Source organism: Plantibacter sp. MPB07 (assembly GCF_046619465.1).
Taxonomy (GTDB): domain Bacteria; phylum Actinomycetota; class Actinomycetes; order Actinomycetales; family Microbacteriaceae; genus Plantibacter; species Plantibacter auratus.
In genome coordinates this window covers 1,599,404-1,617,330 of sequence record NZ_CP177043.1, presented here as the reverse complement: position 1 = coordinate 1,617,330, position 17,927 = coordinate 1,599,404, and the positions used below count along the sequence as shown (strand labels likewise).

The window sequence follows — 17,927 nt, the reverse complement described above, 5'->3', positions numbered from 1 at the left end:
GCGTCGAGCCTAGTCGCGCAGGTCGTCGTACATCGTCGTCGACAGGTAGCGCTCGCCCGCGTCGGGGATGATGACGACGATGGTCTTGCCGGCCATCTCCGGACGGCGTCCGACCTCGAGGGCTGCCCACACCGCGGCGCCGGAGGACATGCCGCCGATGATGCCGTCGTCGGTCGCGAGGCGTCGTGCGGTCGCGTAGGCCGTGTCGGTCTCGACCGGGATGATCTCGCTGAACAAGGAGGTGTCGAGGATGTCGGGCACGAAGTTCGGGCCGATGCCCTGGATCTTGTGTCCACCGGCGCGACCCTCGCTGAGCAGCGGGGAGTCCGCGGGTTCCACGGCGATGATCTGCACATCGGGGTTGTGTTCGCGGAGCCAGCCGCCGACGCCGGTGATCGTCCCGCCCGTCCCGATGCCCGCGACGAACGCGTCGACCGTGCCGGCGGTGTCCTCCCAGATCTCGGGTGCGGTCGTCCGCCGGTGGATGGCGGGGTTCGCCTCGTTCTCGAACTGCCTGACCCAGACGGCGCCGGGGTGCTCGGCGACGATGCGCTGCGCCTCCTGCACGGCGTTCGCCATCCCCTTGGTCGGATCGGTGAGGACGAGCTCGGCGCCGTAGGCGCGGAGGAGGGTCCGGCGTTCCTTGCTCATCGAGGCGGGCATCGTGAGGATGACCCGGTAGCCCCGCGCGGCTCCCACGAGGGCGAGCGCGATGCCGGTGTTCCCGCTCGTCGACTCGACGATGGTCCCTCCTGGCTGGAGCTGGCCCGAGGCCTCCGCCGCATCGACGAGCGCGATACCCAGACGGTCCTTGACACTCGATCCGGGGTTGTAGAACTCCAGCTTCGCCAGGACGGTCGCGCCGACACCCTCGGCGATGCGGTTCAGACGGACGAGCGGGGTACGGCCGTAGGCCTGGGTGATGTCGGTGTAGACGGTGCCGGTCACGGTGTTCCTCTTCCTCGAACGGGGCTCGGTCCAGCCTACGACCTGGCCGATCGGGGGTGTCCCGTGTGACGACGAGGGTCGCCGGCCCGCGGCCGCACCGAGGCGGTGGGGTAGGCTCGGTGCGGCCCACCCGACCAGGCCGCCCCAGATGATGACCTCGCTCATGCCCAGCACCCCTTCCGCCGCCGCCGCAGACACCCCGTCCGCCGGCCACCCTGCGACCGTCGAACTCGCGCGCCGACACGCCGTCGAGATCCTCACCCGTGCAGCCGTGCCGTCACCCGACGTCGACGCGGAGCTCCTCCTCGGACACGTGCTCGGACTCGGTCGCGGGGCTGTACAAGCCGCGGCGATCACCGGTCGCGTGTTGGACGCCGAAGAACGCACCGTGTTCGCCGAGCTGGTCGAGCGTCGGGCCGCGCGTGAACCGCTGCAGCACATCACGGGTCGTGCCGCGTTCCGTTCGATGGAACTCGCGGTCGGACCAGGCGTCTTCGTCCCGCGCCCCGAGACCGAGTCGGTCGTGCAGTTCGCGATCGACGCGCTCCGAGCCGTGCCGATCCCTCGGCCCATCGGCGTCGACCTCGGCACCGGCAGTGGAGCGATCGCGCTGGCGATGGCGACCGAGGTCCCGAACGCGGCGATCTACGCGACCGAGAACTCGGTCGAGGCGTTCATCTGGGCGAGACGGAACTTCGCCGAATCCGGTGCAGACAACGCCACCGTGGTCTTCGAGCACCTCGCCGACGCCTTTCACGAGCTCGACGGCTCGGTGGACGTCGTGATCTCGAACCCTCCATACGTCCCGGACGACGCGATCCCGCGCGATCCCGAAGTGCGTCTCCACGACCCCTCGGCCGCGCTCTACGGCGGACCGGACGGACTCGACGTGGTGCGCCAGGTGTCCGCCACCGCGCAGCGACTGCTCCACCGGGGCGGCACGCTCATCATCGAGCACGGTGAACTCCAGGGGCAGGCCATCCGCGAGCTGCTCACGGCCGACGGTTGGCACGCTGCGGCGACGCACCGCGACCTCACCACCCGAGACCGCACCACCATCGCGATCCGCTGACGCGTCGCGAGCCCGCGATTCTCCGCTCCGTAGGCCCCTCTTCCGGTCCCTGAGCCTGTCGAAGGGCGAGTCCGAGCCGCCCTTCGACAAGCTCAGGGACCGATGGTTCGGTCCAGGGAGTCGTGGTTCGGTTCAGGGACCGGTGGGACGCATCGCCCGGTGGGTCGAGTCAGGGTGTGGCCGCCACGAAGGCGTCGACCGCGGCGTCGAGTCCCGCGACGTCGAATGCGCCTGAGGCGTCCTTCGTCAGTTGGAACGCGTGCATCCCCACGGCCTCGGCGCCCGCGCAGTTCGCCGCGGAGTCGTCGATGAGCATGGTGCGGTCGGGCGCGACGCCGTACCGGCTGAGCGCGCGGGTGTAGACACGGGGCTCGGGTTTCTCCGCTCCCAGGACGGCGGACACGAGGTCGTTCTCGCCGAGGAGGGCTGCGGCCTCGGGAGCCAGCTGCGCGAAGGAGTCCCGGAACGGGATCGGGTTGTTCGACAGCAGGGAGACCGTGCCGAGGGTCGCGGCACGGGCGAGGGTGGCCAGGACGCCGGGAACCGGGGTCATCGCCGCCGCACGGGCTTCGCGCCACTCCTCGAGGGACAGCGGGTATCCGGTGACCTCGGCGAACACCGCCAGATAGTCGTCGCTCGTCGGGTACTCGCCGATGTTGGCCGCGGCCTCGTGGCCGCCGACCCACCACTGCTTCGCGAGCCGGTACTGGCTCACGCCCGTCAACCGGGAGAGCGCCGGGAGGCGTTTCCGGAAGTCGTAGTCGTACAGGGTCTTGTCGCAGTCGAAGAAGAACACACGCTCTGGCACCACTCCAGTATGCGGCCACGGGCTCCCAGGACCGGACGCGGGCAGCACGTAGACTGACCAGGCGCGTCGGGCCCACGTCCGTCGTGCCTCGGCGGTGCCGTCCCCGCCGCCGGAGAGGGTGAACCGTGGACCGTCCTGTGACCGCCTGCATCGTCATGTACCGGAACGATCGCGACAAGCTGCGTGCGGCCATCGACTCGACCCTCGGCAGCCCGCTCGTCGAGACGCTCTACCTCGTCGACAACTCGCCGACGGACGAGCTCCGCGACCTCGTGGTCGACCCGCGGGTCGAGTACCTGCACAACCCCTCGAACCCCGGCTTCGGCGCCGCCCACAACCTCGCGATCGCGAAGGTCCTCGGGCGCTCGAAGTTCCACATGGTGGTCAACCCGGACGTGTACTTCGAGCCGGAGGCGATCGAGCAGCTCCACGAGTTCATGCTCGAGCACCCCGAGGTCGGGCACGTCATGCCGAAGGTGCTGTACCCCGACGGATCCCTCCAGTACCTGGTGAAGCGGAACCCCTCCGTCTTCGACCTGTTCGCCCGCCGATTCCTGCCCGGTCCGCTGAAGCCGCTCGTCGCGAAGCGCATGGCCCGCTACGAGTACCGCGACATCGACGAGAACCCGGCGCACGACTACAGCAAGACGATGTTCGACGTGCCCTACCTCTCGGGGTGCTTCATGTTCCTCCGGACCTCGACCCTGCACCGCGTCGGCTTCTTCGACGAGCGGATCTTCATGTACATCGAGGACGCCGACCTCACCCGACGCTTCCTCCAGGTGTCCCGGACCGCGTATTACCCCGGCGCGACGATCCACCACCACTTCGCGAAGGGCTCGCATCACAACCGGAAGCTGATGTGGTACTCGATCCAGGGGGCCTTCGTGTACTTCCGCACGTGGGGATGGTTCGGACGATGAGCCGGGTGCTCGTGACCGGTGCGACCGGCTTCATCGGGACGAACCTCGTCCCCGTCCTCGAGGCGGCCGGCCACGAGGTCGTGCCGTTCTCGTTGCGCGGGTGGACGGGGGAGCCCTTCCCGGCGGACGTCGACGTCGTGGTGAACCTCGCCGGGAAGGCGCACGACCTCGACGGCACCGCCTCTCCCGAGGTGTACCGCCGGATCAACACCGACCTCGCCGAACGCGCGTACGTCGCCTTCCTGGCGTCGGACGCCACCACCTTCATCCAGCTGAGCAGCGTCGCCGCGGTGAACGAGGCGACGGTCGACGGCGTGCTCGACGAGTCCGCCGAGCCCCACCCGGTGACCCCGTACGGGAAGTCGAAGCTCGCAGCCGAGCGGCTCCTGCTCGCCGTCGAACCGCCCGCCGGTCGCCGGACGATCGTCCTCCGTCCGACGATGGTGCACGGGCCGGGGGACAAGGGCAACCTGCGCCTCCTGTTCGGTCTGCTGTCCCGCGGCATCCCGTACCCGCTCGACGCCTTCCGCAACGAGCGCAGCTTCGTGTCGATCCAGAACCTCACGTGGGCGATCACGAGCATCATCGACACGCCCGCCGTCACGTCGGGTGTCTACCTCGTCGCCGACGACGAGCCCGTGTCGACGGGGCACCTCGTCACGCTCATCGCCGAGGTCACCGGTCGCCGGGTCCGTCGCCTGGCGCTCCCACCGGCCCTCGTGCGGTTGGCGGCCGTCGTCGGCGATCGCGTCCCCGCCGTGCCGCTCAACTCCGGGCGTCTCGCGAAGCTCACCGAGGACTACCGCGTCTCCGGTGCCCGACTGCTCGGCGCACTCGGGCACGAGCGCATGCCGACGGCGACGGACGACGGTCTCCGGTCCTCGATCGCAGCCCTCGCCGCGGAGCGCGGTGCGCCCGGCCCCGACGCGCAGTCCGTGCGCAGCCAACGCGAAGCCGGCGATCGGTAGGATCGACACGTTATGACCTCCACGCTCCCCGACGCCCCCCGTAGATGGACGCAGGCGCCCGGTCCTCGTTTCGCCGCGAAGACCGCCCTCGACGCACTGTGCTGGGTGCTCGCCATCGTGGTCGCCCAGCTCGTCCGGTTCGAGCTCGAGTACGAGCGCGTGGCCCTCGTGGGGACGGTCCTCCTGTGCGTCATCGCCGTGGTCGCCCAGCTCATCGTGGCCTACCTGTGGAGCTACTACCACGGCCTGCACAGCTTCGGCAGCTTCTACGAGGCGAAACAGCTCATCGTCGTCGCGCTGATCGTCACCGCGATCCTCATCGCGGTCAACGCGGTGTTCGGCGTCGCGTGGGGGGTTCCACGGTCCACGACGGTGATCGCGTTCCCGTTCGCGATCGTCTTCATGGGCATCACGCGGTACATCAAGCGCCTCTTCGTCGACAGTCGCAGTCGGCCGATCGAGGCGCAGCGCGTCCTCGTCTACGGAGCCGGTGCGCTGGGGATGTCGATCATCCCTCGGCTCATGCGTGACCCGCAGTCGCCCTACCTCCCGGTGGGCGTCATCGACGACGACCCGTCGAAGCGCAACTTCCGCATCGCCTCGGTCGCCGTGGTCGGCACGGGAGCCGACCTGGTGGCGGCCGTCAAGCGCACCGGGGCGCAGGCGCTCATCATCAGCATCGCGGACGTCGACAACGACTTCATCCGCCAGGTCAGTGAGCGAGCCGACGAGGCGAAGCTCCGGGTGCTCGTCGTGCCGCCCATCGACACGATGCTGGCTCCCGGGACGGGCGAGAGCGCGCCGAGCCTGCGCGACCTCAACGTCGAGGACTTCATCGGCCGCAACACCGTCGACCTGCAGGTCGAGAGCATCGCGGGGTACCTCACCGGTAAGCGCGTGCTCGTCACCGGTGCCGGCGGATCCATCGGCTCCGAGATCGCCCGGCAGGTCAACCAGTTCGGTCCGGCGGAGCTCGTCCTGCTCGACCGCGACGAGACGGGGCTCCACACCACGCAGCTCTCGATCTCCGGACACGGTCTGCTCGACACCAAGGAGGTCGTGCTCGCCGACATCCGCGACCTCCCGTCGCTCATGGAGATCTTCGAGGACCGCCGTCCCGACGTCGTCTTCCACGCGGCAGCACTGAAGCACGCTCCGATGCTCGAGCAGTACCCCGACGAGGCCTGGAAGAACAACGTCCTCGGCACCCTGAACGTCCTCAACGCGGCGCGGGCGGTCGGCGTCGGCACCTTCGTCAACATCTCGACCGACAAGGCGGCGAACCCGACGACCGTCCTCGGGTACAGCAAGCGCATCGCCGAGAAGCTCACCGCATGGATGAGCGCCCAGGAGACCGACGCGCGGTACCTCTCGGTCCGGTTCGGCAACGTCATCGGCAGCCGCGGTTCCGCCATCCCGGCGTTCACCGCCCAGATCGAAGCCGGCGGTCCGGTCACGGTCACGCACCCCGACGTCACCCGCTTCTTCATGACGATCCCCGAAGCGTCGAAGCTCGTCATCCAGGCCGGCGCGATCGGCGACCCGGGCGAGGTCCTCATCCTCGACATGGGCCGTCCGGTCCGCATCCTCGACGTCGCCAAGCGCATGATCGCCGCGTCCGGCAAGGACGTCGAGATCGTGTACACCGGTCTCCGGCACGGCGAGAAGCTGCACGAGGTCCTCATCGACACCGACGAGATCGCCGACCGCTCGAAGCACCCGAAGGTCTCGCACACGCGGATCCAACCGCTCGACCCGGCACTCCTCGACATCGCCGTCTGGCGGGAGACGATCGCCGACGAGGGCGCCGGCACCCACCACCTGGTGCAATGACGGTTGCCATCCTGGCGGGGGTGCTCGCGCTCGTCGTGAGCCTGCTGTCCCAGCTCGCCATCCGCCCGATCCTCCTCCGTCGGGCGGTCGTCGACACCCCGAACCACCGATCCATGCACGTCACGCCGACGATCCGCGGGGGAGGGATCGGCGTCGCGCTCGCGGTCGCCGTCGGTCTCGGCACGGCCGCGGTCCTGCTCCACAGTCTGCCGCTCTGGATCGTCGCCGCCGTGTCGATCGTGAACGCGGCCATCGGAGCCGTGGAGGACGTCCGCGGACTCCCCGTCCGGGTGCGCTTCGGCTTGCAGGTCGTACTCGGACTCGTGGCGACCTGGGTGCTCGTCGTCTCGATGGCCGCGAGTTCCTGGTGGATCCCGCTCGGGATCGTGGCGCTCGTCGCCTACACGAACATCGCGAACTTCATGGACGGCGTCAACGGCATCTCCTCGATGCACGGCACGGTCGTCGGCGGGTTCTACGCCGGTCTCGGCGCCGTGGCCGGTCTCCCTGGCGTCACGGCAGCCGGCCTCGTCGTGGCGGCCGCGTTCCTCGGGTTCCTGCCGTGGAACCTCGCTCGGCGCCGGATGTTCCTGGGCGACGTCGGCAGCTACCTGCTCGGCGGCTCCCTCGTCGCGGTCGCCATCTACGCTGCCTTCAGCGGCATCTCCTTCGTCGCGCTGATCGGCCCGGTCCTCGTGTACGTCGCCGACACCGGCACGACGATCATCGCGCGCTGGCGGCGGGGGGAGCCGCTGCACGAGGCGCATCGCAGCCACGTGTACCAGCGTCTCGCCGCCGGCGGACTCGGTCACCTCGGGTCCACCGCCGTCGTCAGCGTCGCGACCCTCTCCACCGGGCTCCTCGGGGTGGTCGTCGCGACGGGCGCCTGGCCCTTCCAGGTCCTCGCCGTCCTCGGCATCCTGCTCGTCCTCGTCGTCTACCTGTGCCTGCCCAGACTGCTCGGAAGACGCCCGAGGCTATGATTGAGCGTCGTCACCCCGATCATCCGGCCGACTGATCACCGATCGGCGGCCCCGTTCAGCCAGGACCCATCACATGCCGCAGACCTTCGATTGCCAGGATCACGCGCAGCTGCTCGCCGGGATGCGCTTGGCACGGACGGCCCTGGCGAGGGGTGAGCTGGTCGTGCTCCCGACCGACACGGTCTACGGGGTGGCCGCCGACGCGTTCTCGCCGGCCGCGGTGCAGCGCCTGCTCGACGCGAAGGGTCGGACCCGGCAGTCACCGCCGCCCGTCCTCGTGTCAGGTGTGAACACGCTCGAGGCCTTGGCGGCGTCCGTCCCGGATGCCGTGCACCGGCTCGTCGAGGCGTTCTGGCCCGGCGGCCTGACCATCGTGCTCGAGGCCCAGCCGTCGCTCGCCTGGGACCTCGGCGAGACCGCGGGCACGGTCGCGCTCCGGATGCCGTCGAACCCGGTGACCCTCGAACTCCTGCAGGACACCGGCCCGCTGGCGGTCTCTTCCGCGAACCTCACCGGCCGACCGGCCGCCACCTCAGCCGCTGCCGCGCTCGAGATGCTGGGCGACTCGGTCTCGGTCTACCTCGACGGCGGCGAGAGCGGCGAGCAGTCGTCGACGATCATCGACGCGACCCGACTCGGCACAGCCGACGAACGGATCGTCGTCCTGCGCGACGGAGCCGTCTCCCGCGAGGCGATCCGCGGCGTGGTGGGCGATCTGCTCCCCGAGCCGCGCGAACCATGAGCCAGTTCTCCGGGTACCTCATCGTGCTCGTCGTGAGCGCGGGCATCACCTTCGGCTTCGCCCACCTCGCGCGGCGGGTCGGCGTGAAGTACGGTCTCCACCCGCCGATCCGCGAACGCGACGTCCACCAGACGCCGACGCCGCGGCTCGGCGGGGTCGCGATGTTCATCGGCATCCTGGTCGCGTTCGGCGTGGCCTGGCAGCTGCCGTTCTTCGACCTCGTGTTCGCCGATCCGGAACCGGTGCTGGCGATCCTCGGTGCCGCCCTGTTCATCGTCGGGATCGGCGTCGCCGACGACCTGTGGGACCTCGACTGGATGATCAAGCTCGCCGCGCAGTTCATGGCGGCAGGGCTCGTCGCCTGGCTCGGTGTGCAGATCTACTCCTTGCCCATCGGTGGCCTGACGGTCGGCTCGTCATGGGTGTCGTTCTCGATGACGGTCTTCGCCATCGTGCTCGTGATGAACGCGATCAACTTCGTCGACGGACTCGACGGGCTCGTCGCCGGTGTCGCCGTCATCGCGAACACCGTGTTCTTCGTCTACACCCAGCTGCTCGTGACCTCCACCGGGGCGAGCGACTACTTCAACCTGGCCTCGCTGATCGCCGCGATCCTCGTCGGAGCCTGCCTCGGCTTCCTCCCGCTCAACTGGCACCCCGCCCGATTGTTCATGGGCGACGCCGGCGCCCTGCTCGTCGGGTTGCTCATGGCGACCTCCGCAGCCGCCGTGACCGGCCAGGTCGACCCGGCCGCCCTCGGCCGCACGCAACTGTTGCCCGCGTTCATCCCGATCCTGCTGCCGTTCGCCATCCTCGTCGTGCCGCTCGCCGACTTCGTCCTGGCCGTCCTCCGTCGTCTCCGCGCCGGAAAGTCACCGTTCAGCGCCGACCGGATGCACCTCCACCACCGGCTGCTCGACCTCGGTCACAGCCAGGTGCACGCCGTCCTCATCTTCTACGGCTGGACGGTCGTCATCTCCGTCGGATGCCTGGCGTTCTTCGCTGCCCCGACGTGGCTGGCCGTCCTCTTCGTCTCCGTGGGGGTCGTCACCTGCACGGCGTTCACCCTCCTGCCGATCGGTCGCCGCAGGCGGGCCGACCGGCTCGCGCAGCGCGTTGCCACCGGCACGGAGGGCGCTCCCGGGTCCGCGCTGTACGATCGGCTCGACGAGGCCTCCGGGCAGCGCGACCCCGAGGCGCCCGTGAGCGGCGACACCCTCGACACCCTCGACTCTCTCGCCAAGAAGGACCAGCACCCATGACTCCTCCCGCCCAGGCCGGCTCGCATGTGAGCGCCAACCGGGTCTTCCGCACGGCACTCCGGTACAGCGCGCTCCTCGCGCTCGTGATCGCCGTCGTCGGGGGAGCGGTCGGCTGGAGCGTCGACGGTTCCCGCGGACTGACGAGTGCGCTCATCGGCACCGCGATGGCGCTCGTGTTCCTCGGCATCACCTCGGTGAGCATCCTCTTCGCCAACCGCTGGTCCGGCCAGGAGTTCTTCGTCGGCATCCTGTTCGGGGTGGTGATGGGCAGCTGGCTGGTGAAGTTCGTCATCTTCCTCGTGCTCGGCTTCATCCTGAAGGACCAGCCGTGGGTCAACGCACCGATCCTGTTCGGGAGCGTCATCGTGGGTGTCGTCGGATCGCTCGTGATCGACGCCGTCGTGGCTGCGAAGGTGCGGGTGCCCTACGTCTCGGACGACATCCTCCCGAAGGCGTCGCCGCAGGACTCCGACCCGAGCTGACGCCGCGGACGCAACGTGGTCGCGCGGGAGCATGCCGGAAGCGGTATCCGAGGCGCAGCCGAGGTCGCGGCTCGGAATATAGCCGTGGAATACCACCCCTGGGTTCGTCGGGGCCCGGTTTCCTTGCTAGACTGGTCAACGAATCCTCCCACTAGCACCGCTTCGGCGTGCGGCGAGGAGACATCCCCCCTGTTCGTCGCCGCGAGAGCTCTGCTCCACGCCCCCGAAACTGGAGATACGTGCTGTTCGCTAACGCCGTGCACCTGATCGCACCGATGGCCACCGATGATGGTGGGTTCCATGGTCCAACGATCAATGAGTTCTTCCCAGACGCCATCTTCTTCGAGGGGACGCCGTTCGAGATCAACCGGGTCATCCTGATCCGGTTCATCGCGGTCATCGCCCTCCTCCTGTTCTTCTGGCTGTCGACGCGCAAGATGCGCCTCGTCCCCGGCCGCGCTCAGAGCCTCGCCGAGATGGGGCTCGGCTTCGTCCGCGTCAACATCGCGGAAGACCTGCTCGGTAAGAAGGACGGCCTGCGGTTCCTCCCGATCCTGACGACCATCTTCTTCATGGTCCTCGCGATGAACCTGACGGGCATCATTCCCTTCCTGAACCTCGCCGGCAGCTCGGTCATCGGCGTCCCGCTCGTGCTCGCCCTGGTGTCCTACGTCACCTTCATCTACGCGGGCGTCAAGAAGAGCCCGGGCAAGTTCTTCAAGAACTCCCTCTTCCCCTCCGGGGTGCCGTGGCCGGTGTACATCATCGTCACGCCGATCGAGCTCATCTCGACCTTCGTCATCCGGCCCCTCACGCTGACGCTCCGACTCCTCATGAACATGATCGTCGGGCACCTGCTGCTCGTCCTGTTCTTCGCGGCGACGCAGTTCTTCCTCTTCACGGCCGGCGGATGGTTCGCCCTCATGGGCGTCGGCACCCTGGCTTTCGGCCTCGCCTTCACTCTCTTCGAGCTCCTGGTGGCCGTCCTCCAGGCGTACGTCTTCACCCTCCTCACCGCGGTCTACATCCAGCTCGCGGTCGCAGAAGAGCACTAACCGAGCCCGGCGCCCGCCAGGTCTCACCCAACGGAAGGAAACAAACGTGGACGCAACTACCGTTCTCGCCGCCCTTGAAGGAAACATCGCGACGGTCGGTTACGGTCTCGCAGCCATCGGCCCCGCCATCGGTGTGGGTATCGTCGTCGGCAAGACGATCGAAGGCACCGCGCGTCAGCCCGAACTGGGTGGTCGTCTCCAGGTCCTCATGTGGATCGGTATCGCCTTCACCGAGGCGCTCGCCTTCATCGGCATCGCGACCTACTTCATCTTCCAGTAAGCCCCCTTTCACATCTCCGAAGGAGGCAAGATGTCTCACGCAGTGATCACCGCTGCTGAAGAGGCGGCCAAGAACCCGCTGATTCCAGAGTGGTACGACATCATCTGGTCTGCGGTCGTCTTCATCATCATCCTCGGTTTCTTCTGGAAGCTGATCCTGCCCAAGGTGCAGAAGCTCCTCGACGACCGCGCAGCGGCCATCGAGGGCAACATCGCCAAGGCCGATGAAGCGCAGAAGCAGGCCGAAGCGGCGCTCGAGCAGTACAACGCTCAGCTCGCCGAGGCCCGTCAGGAAGCCGGCCGCATCCGCGAGCAGGCTCGTGTCGAGGGTCAGACGATCCTCGCCGAGCTCAAGGAGCAGGCCACGGTCGAAGCCGCTCGCGTCACCGCGAGCGCTCAGGCACAGATCGAAGCCGAGCGTCAGGCGGCCGTCGTGTCGCTGCGTGCCGAGGTCGGCACGCTCGCGCTCGACCTCGCCAGTGGCGTCATCGGCGAGACGCTGAACGACGACGCGAAGGCCACGGCGGTCGTCGACCGGTTCCTCGCGGACCTCGAAGCGTCGGAGAAGGCAGCCAAGTAATGGGAAGCGCGACCAGAGAAGCACTCGCCTCGTCGAAGGAGGCCCTCGCCGCCCTCGGCGCCGGGGCCGATCTGGCCACCGCGGACGGACTGTTCGCAGCGGGCCGGGCCATCGGCGGCTCGAGCCACCTGAGCGCAGCGCTCAGCGACCCCGCAGCCGACGCCGGTGCCAAGCGCACCGTCGTCGAGCGGATCTTCGGCACCCAGCTGAGCGCTCAGGCGCTCGGCCTGCTGCAGACCGTCGTCTCCGGCCGCTGGTCCAGCGAGGCCGACCTACTCGCGGGCATCGAGGAGCTCGGCCTCCGGGCCGCCTCGATCTCCGCCGGCGCTCAGGGCGACATCGAGGCCGAGCTGTTCGAGTTCGGGAAGCTCGTGTCGAGCAACCACGAGCTCGAACTCGCCCTCAGCAGCAAGCTCGGCTCGTCCGCTGCGAAGGGCGCCCTCGCGGCGTCCCTCCTCGCGGGCAAGGCGAGCCCGCAGACCGTCAGCATCGTCGGTCAGCTCGTGCAGCAGCCCCGTGACCGTCGGATCGGAGAACTGCTCCGGTACGCATCAGGCATCGTCGCCGACCAGCAGGGCCTCGCGGTCGCCACGGTCACGGCAGCCGCACCGATCGAGGCGTCGCAGCTCCAGCGCCTCGAGCGCCACCTCGCCACGGCCTACGGCCGTCAGGTGAAGATCAACCAGGTGATCGACCCCGCCGTCGTCGGTGGACTGCGCGTGCAGCTCGGGGACGACGTCATCGACGGCAGCCTCGCTGCCCGACTGAACGACCTCCGTCTGCAACTGGCCGGATAACGGCCCGTGCAGCGCGGGGACCGGCCCGACGGTCTCCACAACTCAAGACGTTGATCCTGACGGATCGCACCTCTCGGAACCCCCGGGTTCCACAACCAAAAGGAACATGATGGCAGAACTCACGATCAGCCCAGACGAGATCCGGGATGCTCTCAAGGACTTCGTCAAGGCCTACGAGCCCGGCACCGCCGCGGCCACCGAGGTCGGACGCGTGATCGATGCCGCTGACGGCATCGCCCACGTCGAGGGCCTCCCGGGCGCCATGGCGAACGAGCTCCTCCGCTTCGCCAACGGCACCCTCGGCCTCGCGCTCAACCTCGACGAGCACGAGATCGGCGTCGTCGTCCTCGGTGAGTTCGACGAGATCGTCGAAGGCATGGACGTCACCCGCACGGGTGAGGTCCTCTCGGTCCCCGTCGGCGACGGCTACCTCGGCCGTGTCGTCGACACGCTCGGCAACCCGATCGACGGCCTCGGCGAGATCGCCAGCACCGGCCGCCGCGCGCTGGAGCTCCAGGCTCCCGGCGTCATGCAGCGCAAGTCGGTGCACGAGCCGCTCCAGACCGGCATCAAGGCGATCGACGCCATGATCCCCGTCGGCCGTGGCCAGCGCCAGCTCATCATCGGCGACCGCCAGACCGGCAAGACCGCGATCGCGATCGACACCATCATCAACCAGAAGGCCAACTGGGAGTCGGGCGACGTCAACAAGCAGGTCCGCTGCATCTACGTCGCCATCGGCCAGAAGGGCTCGACCATCGCCTCCGTCAAGGGTGCGCTGGAGGAAGCCGGCGCGCTCGAGTACACGACGATCGTCGCCTCGCCTGCGTCCGACCCGGCCGGCTTTAAGTACCTCGCTCCGTACACCGGTTCGGCCATCGGCCAGCACTGGATGTACGAGGGCAAGCACGTCCTGATCATCTTCGACGACCTGTCGAAGCAGGCCGAGGCCTACCGTGCCGTCTCCCTCCTCCTCCGTCGTCCGCCGGGACGCGAGGCCTACCCGGGTGATGTCTTCTACCTGCACTCCCGTCTGCTGGAGCGTTGCGCGAAGCTGTCCGACGAGCTCGGCGCCGGTTCGATGACGGGTCTGCCCATCATCGAGACCAAGGCGAACGACGTCTCCGCGTACATCCCGACCAACGTGATCTCGATCACCGACGGCCAGATCTTCCTGCAGTCAGACCTCTTCAACTCCAACCAGCGCCCCGCGGTCGACGTCGGTATCTCCGTCTCGCGCGTCGGTGGCGACGCTCAGGTGAAGAGCATCAAGAAGGTCTCCGGAACGCTGAAGCTCGAGCTCGCGCAGTACCGCTCGCTCGAGGCGTTCGCGATGTTCGCATCCGACCTCGACGCGGCCAGCCGCCGTCAGCTCGCCCGTGGCGCCCGCCTCACCGAGCTGCTCAAGCAGCCGCAGTACTCGCCGTACCCCGTCGAGGAGCAGGTCGTCTCGATCTGGGCCGGAACCAAGGGCAAGCTGGACGACGTCCCGGTCGAGGACGTCCTCCGCTTCGAGCGCGAACTGCTCGACTACCTGGGTCGGAACACCGAGGTCCTCACCACGCTGCGCGACACGAACGTGCTCGACGACGACACCGTCTCGAAGCTCGATGCCGCTGTCGACCAGTTCAAGCTCGAGTTCCAGACGGGCGAGGGCGCTGCCCTCGGTTCGGAGCAGGTCGAGGAGCTCCCGGTTGAAGACGTCAACCAGGAGAAGATCGTGAAGGGTCGCCGCTAGTCCATGGGCGCTCAACTCCGGGTCTACACGCAGAAGATCAAGTCTGCGCAGACGACCAAGAAGATCACGAAGGCGATGGAGCTCATCGCCGCGTCGCGCATCCAGAAGGCGCAGGCGCGGGTGGCGGCATCCGGACCCTATTCTCGTGCGATCACTCGTGCCGTGTCCGCCGTCGCGACGTACTCCAACGTCGACCACGTGCTCACGACCGAGCCGGAGAAGGTTGAGCGGGCTGCGGTCGTCGTGTTCGCATCCGACCGAGGCCTCGCCGGCGCCTTCAACTCGCAGGTCCTCCGTGAGGCCGCCGAGCTGACCGAGCTCCTGCGCAGCCAGGGCAAGGACGTCACGCACTACCTCGTGGGCCGCAAGGCCGTCGCCTACTTCACGTTCCGACGGATGCAGGCTGCAGGGGAGTGGGTCGGCAACACGGAGAACCCTGACTTCGCCACGGCGCAGGAGATCAGCGAGTCCATCCTCAAGGCGTTCCTCACGGACGCCTCCGAGGGTGGCGTCGACGAGATCCACATCGTCTATAACCGCCTCGTGAGCATGATGACGCAGACCCCCGAGGTCGTCCGTCTCCTGCCGCTCGAGGTCGTCGAAGGCGTCGAGGAGCCCACCGACACCGCTGTGCTGCCGCTGTACGAGTTCGAGCCGGATGCGGAGAGCGTGCTCGATGCACTGCTCCCGAACTACATCGAGAGCCGGATCTTCAACGCGCTGTTGCAGTCCTCCGCCGCGAAGCACGCCGCGACGCAGAAGGCGATGAAGTCGGCCAGCGACAACGCCGACAAGCTCATCACCGACTACACCCGCCTCCGCAACAACGCGAGGCAGGCCGAGATCACCCAGCAGATTTCCGAAATCGTTGGCGGCGCAGACGCGCTCTCGTCCTAGTCATCGCAACACGCACACGTATCTGTAGAGACAGAGAAGAGAAGAACATGACTCCCACCGCAACTGCCGAGCAGGGCGCTGCAGAGGTGAAGGCCGGCGCCGTCGGCCGCATCTCGCGCGTCACCGGCCCGGTCGTCGACATCGAGTTCCCGCACGACGCGATCCCGGGCATCTACAACGCCCTGAAGACCAGCGTCGTGATCGGCGAGCAGACGATGGTCCTCACGCTCGAGGTCGCACAGCACCTCGGCGACGACCTCGTCCGCGCCATCGCACTGAACCCGACGGACGGCCTCGTCCGCGGCCAGGAGGTCACCGACACGGGTTCGCCCATCTCGGTGCCCGTCGGCGACGTCACCAAGGGCAAGGTCTTCAACGTCATCGGCGAGGTGCTCAACGCCGAGCCCGGCGAGCAGATCGAGATCACCGAGCGCTGGCCGATCCACCGCCAGCCGCCGTCGTTCGACCAGCTCGAATCGAAGACGCAGCTGTTCGAGACCGGCATCAAGGTCATCGACCTCCTGACGCCGTACGTCCTCGGTGGCAAGATCGGTCTCTTCGGTGGTGCCGGTGTCGGTAAGACCGTCCTCATCCAGGAGATGATCCAGCGCGTGGCGCAGGACCACGGTGGTGTGTCGGTGTTCGCCGGTGTCGGTGAGCGCACCCGTGAGGGCAACGACCTCATCCACGAGATGGAAGAGGCGGGAGTCTTCGAGAAGACGGCCCTCGTGTTCGGCCAGATGGACGAGCCGCCGGGAACGCGTCTGCGCGTCGCCCTCTCCGCGCTGACGATGGCGGAGTACTTCCGCGACGTTCAGAAGCAGGACGTGCTGCTCTTCATCGACAACATCTTCCGCTTCACCCAGGCCGGTTCCGAGGTGTCGACCCTGCTCGGTCGCATGCCGTCCGCCGTGGGGTACCAGCCGAACCTCGCCGACGAGATGGGTCTCCTCCAGGAGCGCATCACCTCGACGCGTGGTCACTCCATCACCTCGCTGCAGGCGATCTACGTCCCCGCCGACGACTACACCGACCCGGCACCGGCGACCACCTTCGCGCACCTCGACGCGACGACCGAGCTCTCCCGTGAGATCGCGTCGAAGGGTCTGTACCCGGCCGTCGACCCGCTGACCTCGACGAGCCGTATCCTCGACCCCCGCTACCTGGGTGCCGACCACTACCGCGTCGCCACCACGGTCAAGCAGATCCTCCAGAAGAACAAGGAACTGCAGGAGATCATCGCCATCCTCGGTGTCGACGAGCTCTCCGAGGAAGACAAGATCACGGTGTCGCGTGCGCGCCGGATCCAGCAGTTCCTCTCGCAGAACACCTACATGGCGAAGAAGTTCACCGGTGTCGAGGGCTCGACCGTCCCGCTGAAGGACACCATCGAGTCGTTCGACGCCATCGCCAAGGGTGAGTTCGACCACGTCGCCGAGCAGGCCTTCTTCAACGTCGGTTCCATCACCGACGTCGAAGAGAAGTGGGCGCAGATCCAGAAGGACAACGGCTAAGCATGGCTTCCGCTCCTCTGACCGTGAGCGTCGTCGCGGCCGACCACGAAGTGTGGTCCGGCCCGGCACGCCAGCTGATCGCGAAGACCGTCGACGGCGAGATCGGTATCCTGCCCGGCCACGAGCCGATGCTGGCCATCCTCGCCGCCGGTGAGGTCCGTGTCACGCTCGAAGACGGCTCGAAGATCGTCGCGAACGCTGAAGACGGCTTCCTGTCGGTCGAGAACAACACCGTCACCGTCGTGGCCGGCAACGCCACGCTCGTGACCAGCTCCTGATTCAGTGCTGATCCTCCTTCCCCCTTCGGAGACGAAGCGGGACGGCGGCGACGGACGAGCCCTGGACACCGCCCTGCTGCGGTTTCCAGGGCTCTCCTCGTCCCGGAATGATTGCCTCGGCGCCCTGGTGTCGCTTGCTGCCGATGAGGCCGCGACGGTGAAGGCCCTGAAGCTCGGCCCCAAGCAGCTCGGTGAGGTCCAGCGCAACCGCGTGGCGGCGACGTCAGCGACGATGCCGGCGATCGACCGGTACACGGGGGTGCTGTACGACGCGCTCGATGCGGGCACGCTCTCAGCGGACGCGCGACGCTTCGCCGCTGAGCACCTGGTCGTGCACTCGGCGTTGCTCGGCCCGGTCGGCGCGCTCGATCCCATTCCGGCGTATCGGCTCTCCCACGACTCCAGGCTCCCCGGGTTCGTCCTGAAACGTCACTGGGCGGTGCCGGTCGCGCGCGAGCTGGATGCCGTCCCGGGTGTCTTGCTGGACCTGCGCTCGGAAGGCTACGCGGTGCTCGGGCCGTTGCCGGATCGCGTCGGTGCCGTCTACCTGCGTGTGCTCACGGTCGGCGACGATGGTCGCCGTCGCGCGCTCAACCACTTCAATAAGCAGGGCAAGGGCCGGTTCACCCGCGCGCTGTTGGAGGCCGGTGTCGACCACCCTGATGTCGACTCGTTGCTCGACTGGGCGCGATCGACCGGATGGGTGCTCGACGTCCACGCCCGTGCCGACGACGGTCGGGTGACCGAGCTCGCCCTCGTCGTCTGATC

Annotated in this window: 19 protein-coding genes; 17 read left to right on the top strand and 2 right to left on the bottom strand. The window is 68.1% G+C overall.

Annotation, left to right across the window (positions count from 1 at the left end):
• Positions 1-9 precede the first annotated feature (9 nt).
• Positions 10-948: a cysteine synthase A gene (cysK, locus tag ACLIME_RS07605; RefSeq protein ID WP_079707199.1), complete on the bottom strand. Its 939-nt coding sequence runs from the start codon at positions 946-948 to the stop codon at positions 10-12.
• A 163-nt stretch (positions 949-1,111) separates the two neighbouring features.
• Here cysK and prmC point away from each other — a divergent pair, with 163 nt between their 5' ends.
• The gene (gene prmC / locus ACLIME_RS07600) at positions 1,112-2,020 is read left to right on the top strand and encodes a peptide chain release factor N(5)-glutamine methyltransferase (protein WP_241160911.1); all 909 of its coding nucleotides are present in this window, start codon (positions 1,112-1,114) and stop codon (positions 2,018-2,020) included.
• 169 nt (positions 2,021-2,189) lie between these two features.
• Here prmC and ACLIME_RS07595 read toward each other — a convergent pair whose 3' ends face one another.
• Complete coding sequence (locus tag ACLIME_RS07595; protein WP_342450896.1) at positions 2,190-2,828, bottom strand: HAD-IA family hydrolase; 639 nt, start codon at positions 2,826-2,828, stop codon at positions 2,190-2,192.
• Between the two features lie 125 nt (positions 2,829-2,953).
• On the opposite strand from ACLIME_RS07595, the gene ACLIME_RS07590 reads away from it, so the two are divergent.
• From ACLIME_RS07590 to ACLIME_RS07515, 16 genes are all read left to right on the top strand, one after another.
• Positions 2,954-3,751: a glycosyltransferase family 2 protein gene (locus ACLIME_RS07590; RefSeq protein WP_139382577.1), complete on the top strand. Its 798-nt coding sequence runs from the start codon at positions 2,954-2,956 to the stop codon at positions 3,749-3,751.
• Positions 3,748-4,719, top strand: coding sequence for an NAD-dependent epimerase/dehydratase family protein (locus ACLIME_RS07585; RefSeq protein ID WP_411558560.1), 972 nt, complete (start codon positions 3,748-3,750; stop codon positions 4,717-4,719). The genes ACLIME_RS07590 and ACLIME_RS07585 overlap by 4 nt, the downstream gene beginning before the upstream one ends.
• A 12-nt stretch (positions 4,720-4,731) precedes the next feature.
• Positions 4,732-6,552, top strand: a complete 1,821-nt coding sequence (locus tag ACLIME_RS07580) for a polysaccharide biosynthesis protein (RefSeq protein WP_124769589.1) — start codon at positions 4,732-4,734, stop codon at positions 6,550-6,552.
• A complete protein-coding gene (locus ACLIME_RS07575) occupies positions 6,549-7,535 on the top strand; it encodes an MraY family glycosyltransferase (protein WP_411558559.1) in 987 nt (328 codons plus the stop codon). Before ACLIME_RS07580 ends, ACLIME_RS07575 begins: the two co-directional genes overlap by 4 nt.
• A gap of 73 nt (positions 7,536-7,608) precedes the next feature.
• The gene (locus tag ACLIME_RS07570; protein WP_079707193.1) at positions 7,609-8,277 is read left to right on the top strand and encodes an L-threonylcarbamoyladenylate synthase; all 669 of its coding nucleotides are present in this window, start codon (positions 7,609-7,611) and stop codon (positions 8,275-8,277) included.
• Entirely contained in the window at positions 8,274-9,539 is a 1,266-nt protein-coding gene (locus ACLIME_RS07565) for an MraY family glycosyltransferase (RefSeq protein WP_079707192.1), read from the top strand. Before ACLIME_RS07570 ends, ACLIME_RS07565 begins: the two co-directional genes overlap by 4 nt.
• Positions 9,536-10,021 carry a hypothetical protein gene (locus tag ACLIME_RS07560; protein ID WP_411558558.1) on the top strand — a complete coding sequence of 162 codons (486 nt, stop codon included), beginning with the start codon at positions 9,536-9,538 and terminating at the stop codon, positions 10,019-10,021. The genes ACLIME_RS07565 and ACLIME_RS07560 overlap by 4 nt, the downstream gene beginning before the upstream one ends.
• 275 nt (positions 10,022-10,296) lie before the next feature.
• On the top strand, positions 10,297-11,076 hold the full coding sequence (gene atpB, locus ACLIME_RS07555) for a F0F1 ATP synthase subunit A (protein WP_194645808.1): 780 nt from the start codon (positions 10,297-10,299) through the stop codon (positions 11,074-11,076).
• A 46-nt stretch (positions 11,077-11,122) separates the two neighbouring features.
• Positions 11,123-11,356: an ATP synthase F0 subunit C gene (gene atpE, locus ACLIME_RS07550; protein ID WP_056012441.1), complete on the top strand. Its 234-nt coding sequence runs from the start codon at positions 11,123-11,125 to the stop codon at positions 11,354-11,356.
• Between the two features lie 30 nt (positions 11,357-11,386).
• On the top strand, positions 11,387-11,935 hold the full coding sequence (locus ACLIME_RS07545; protein ID WP_411558557.1) for a F0F1 ATP synthase subunit B: 549 nt from the start codon (positions 11,387-11,389) through the stop codon (positions 11,933-11,935).
• Positions 11,935-12,732, top strand: coding sequence for a F0F1 ATP synthase subunit delta (locus ACLIME_RS07540; protein ID WP_071262369.1), 798 nt, complete (start codon positions 11,935-11,937; stop codon positions 12,730-12,732). The genes ACLIME_RS07545 and ACLIME_RS07540 overlap by 1 nt, the downstream gene beginning before the upstream one ends.
• Positions 12,733-12,841: 109 nt before the next feature.
• On the top strand, positions 12,842-14,470 hold the full coding sequence (gene atpA, locus ACLIME_RS07535; RefSeq protein WP_071262368.1) for a F0F1 ATP synthase subunit alpha: 1,629 nt from the start codon (positions 12,842-12,844) through the stop codon (positions 14,468-14,470).
• Between the two features lie 3 nt (positions 14,471-14,473).
• Positions 14,474-15,367: a F0F1 ATP synthase subunit gamma gene (locus ACLIME_RS07530; protein ID WP_064295314.1), complete on the top strand. Its 894-nt coding sequence runs from the start codon at positions 14,474-14,476 to the stop codon at positions 15,365-15,367.
• Positions 15,368-15,414: 47 nt separating this feature from the next.
• Positions 15,415-16,881: a F0F1 ATP synthase subunit beta gene (gene atpD / locus ACLIME_RS07525; RefSeq protein ID WP_411558556.1), complete on the top strand. Its 1,467-nt coding sequence runs from the start codon at positions 15,415-15,417 to the stop codon at positions 16,879-16,881.
• Between the two features lie 2 nt (positions 16,882-16,883).
• Positions 16,884-17,159 (top strand): F0F1 ATP synthase subunit epsilon, encoded by a 276-nt coding sequence (locus tag ACLIME_RS07520; RefSeq protein WP_064295316.1) that lies wholly within the window; start codon positions 16,884-16,886, stop codon positions 17,157-17,159.
• 4 nt (positions 17,160-17,163) lie between these two features.
• Positions 17,164-17,925: a YaaA family protein gene (locus tag ACLIME_RS07515; RefSeq protein ID WP_411558555.1), complete on the top strand. Its 762-nt coding sequence runs from the start codon at positions 17,164-17,166 to the stop codon at positions 17,923-17,925.
• Positions 17,926-17,927: the final 2 nt, after the last annotated feature.

Excerpts from the sequence above, each read along its gene's own strand:
- atpB (WP_194645808.1), top strand. The coding sequence starts at position 10,297 with ATGGCCACCGATGATGGTGGGTTCCATGGTCCAACGATCAATGAGTTC.
- atpA (WP_071262368.1), top strand. The coding sequence starts at position 12,842 with ATGGCAGAACTCACGATCAGCCCAGACGAGATCCGGGATGCTCTCAAG.
- ACLIME_RS07570 (WP_079707193.1), top strand. The coding sequence starts at position 7,609 with ATGCCGCAGACCTTCGATTGCCAGGATCACGCGCAGCTGCTCGCCGGG.
- ACLIME_RS07545 (WP_411558557.1), top strand. The coding sequence starts at position 11,387 with ATGTCTCACGCAGTGATCACCGCTGCTGAAGAGGCGGCCAAGAACCCG.
- ACLIME_RS07580 (WP_124769589.1), top strand. The coding sequence starts at position 4,732 with ATGACCTCCACGCTCCCCGACGCCCCCCGTAGATGGACGCAGGCGCCC.
- ACLIME_RS07520 (WP_064295316.1), top strand. The coding sequence starts at position 16,884 with ATGGCTTCCGCTCCTCTGACCGTGAGCGTCGTCGCGGCCGACCACGAA.
- prmC (WP_241160911.1), top strand. The coding sequence starts at position 1,112 with ATGCCCAGCACCCCTTCCGCCGCCGCCGCAGACACCCCGTCCGCCGGC.
- ACLIME_RS07585 (WP_411558560.1), top strand. The coding sequence starts at position 3,748 with ATGAGCCGGGTGCTCGTGACCGGTGCGACCGGCTTCATCGGGACGAAC.
- ACLIME_RS07530 (WP_064295314.1), top strand. The coding sequence starts at position 14,474 with ATGGGCGCTCAACTCCGGGTCTACACGCAGAAGATCAAGTCTGCGCAG.
- atpD (WP_411558556.1), top strand. The coding sequence starts at position 15,415 with ATGACTCCCACCGCAACTGCCGAGCAGGGCGCTGCAGAGGTGAAGGCC.
- ACLIME_RS07565 (WP_079707192.1), top strand. The coding sequence starts at position 8,274 with ATGAGCCAGTTCTCCGGGTACCTCATCGTGCTCGTCGTGAGCGCGGGC.
- ACLIME_RS07560 (WP_411558558.1), top strand. The coding sequence starts at position 9,536 with ATGACTCCTCCCGCCCAGGCCGGCTCGCATGTGAGCGCCAACCGGGTC.
- ACLIME_RS07575 (WP_411558559.1), top strand. The coding sequence starts at position 6,549 with ATGACGGTTGCCATCCTGGCGGGGGTGCTCGCGCTCGTCGTGAGCCTG.
- ACLIME_RS07540 (WP_071262369.1), top strand. The coding sequence starts at position 11,935 with ATGGGAAGCGCGACCAGAGAAGCACTCGCCTCGTCGAAGGAGGCCCTC.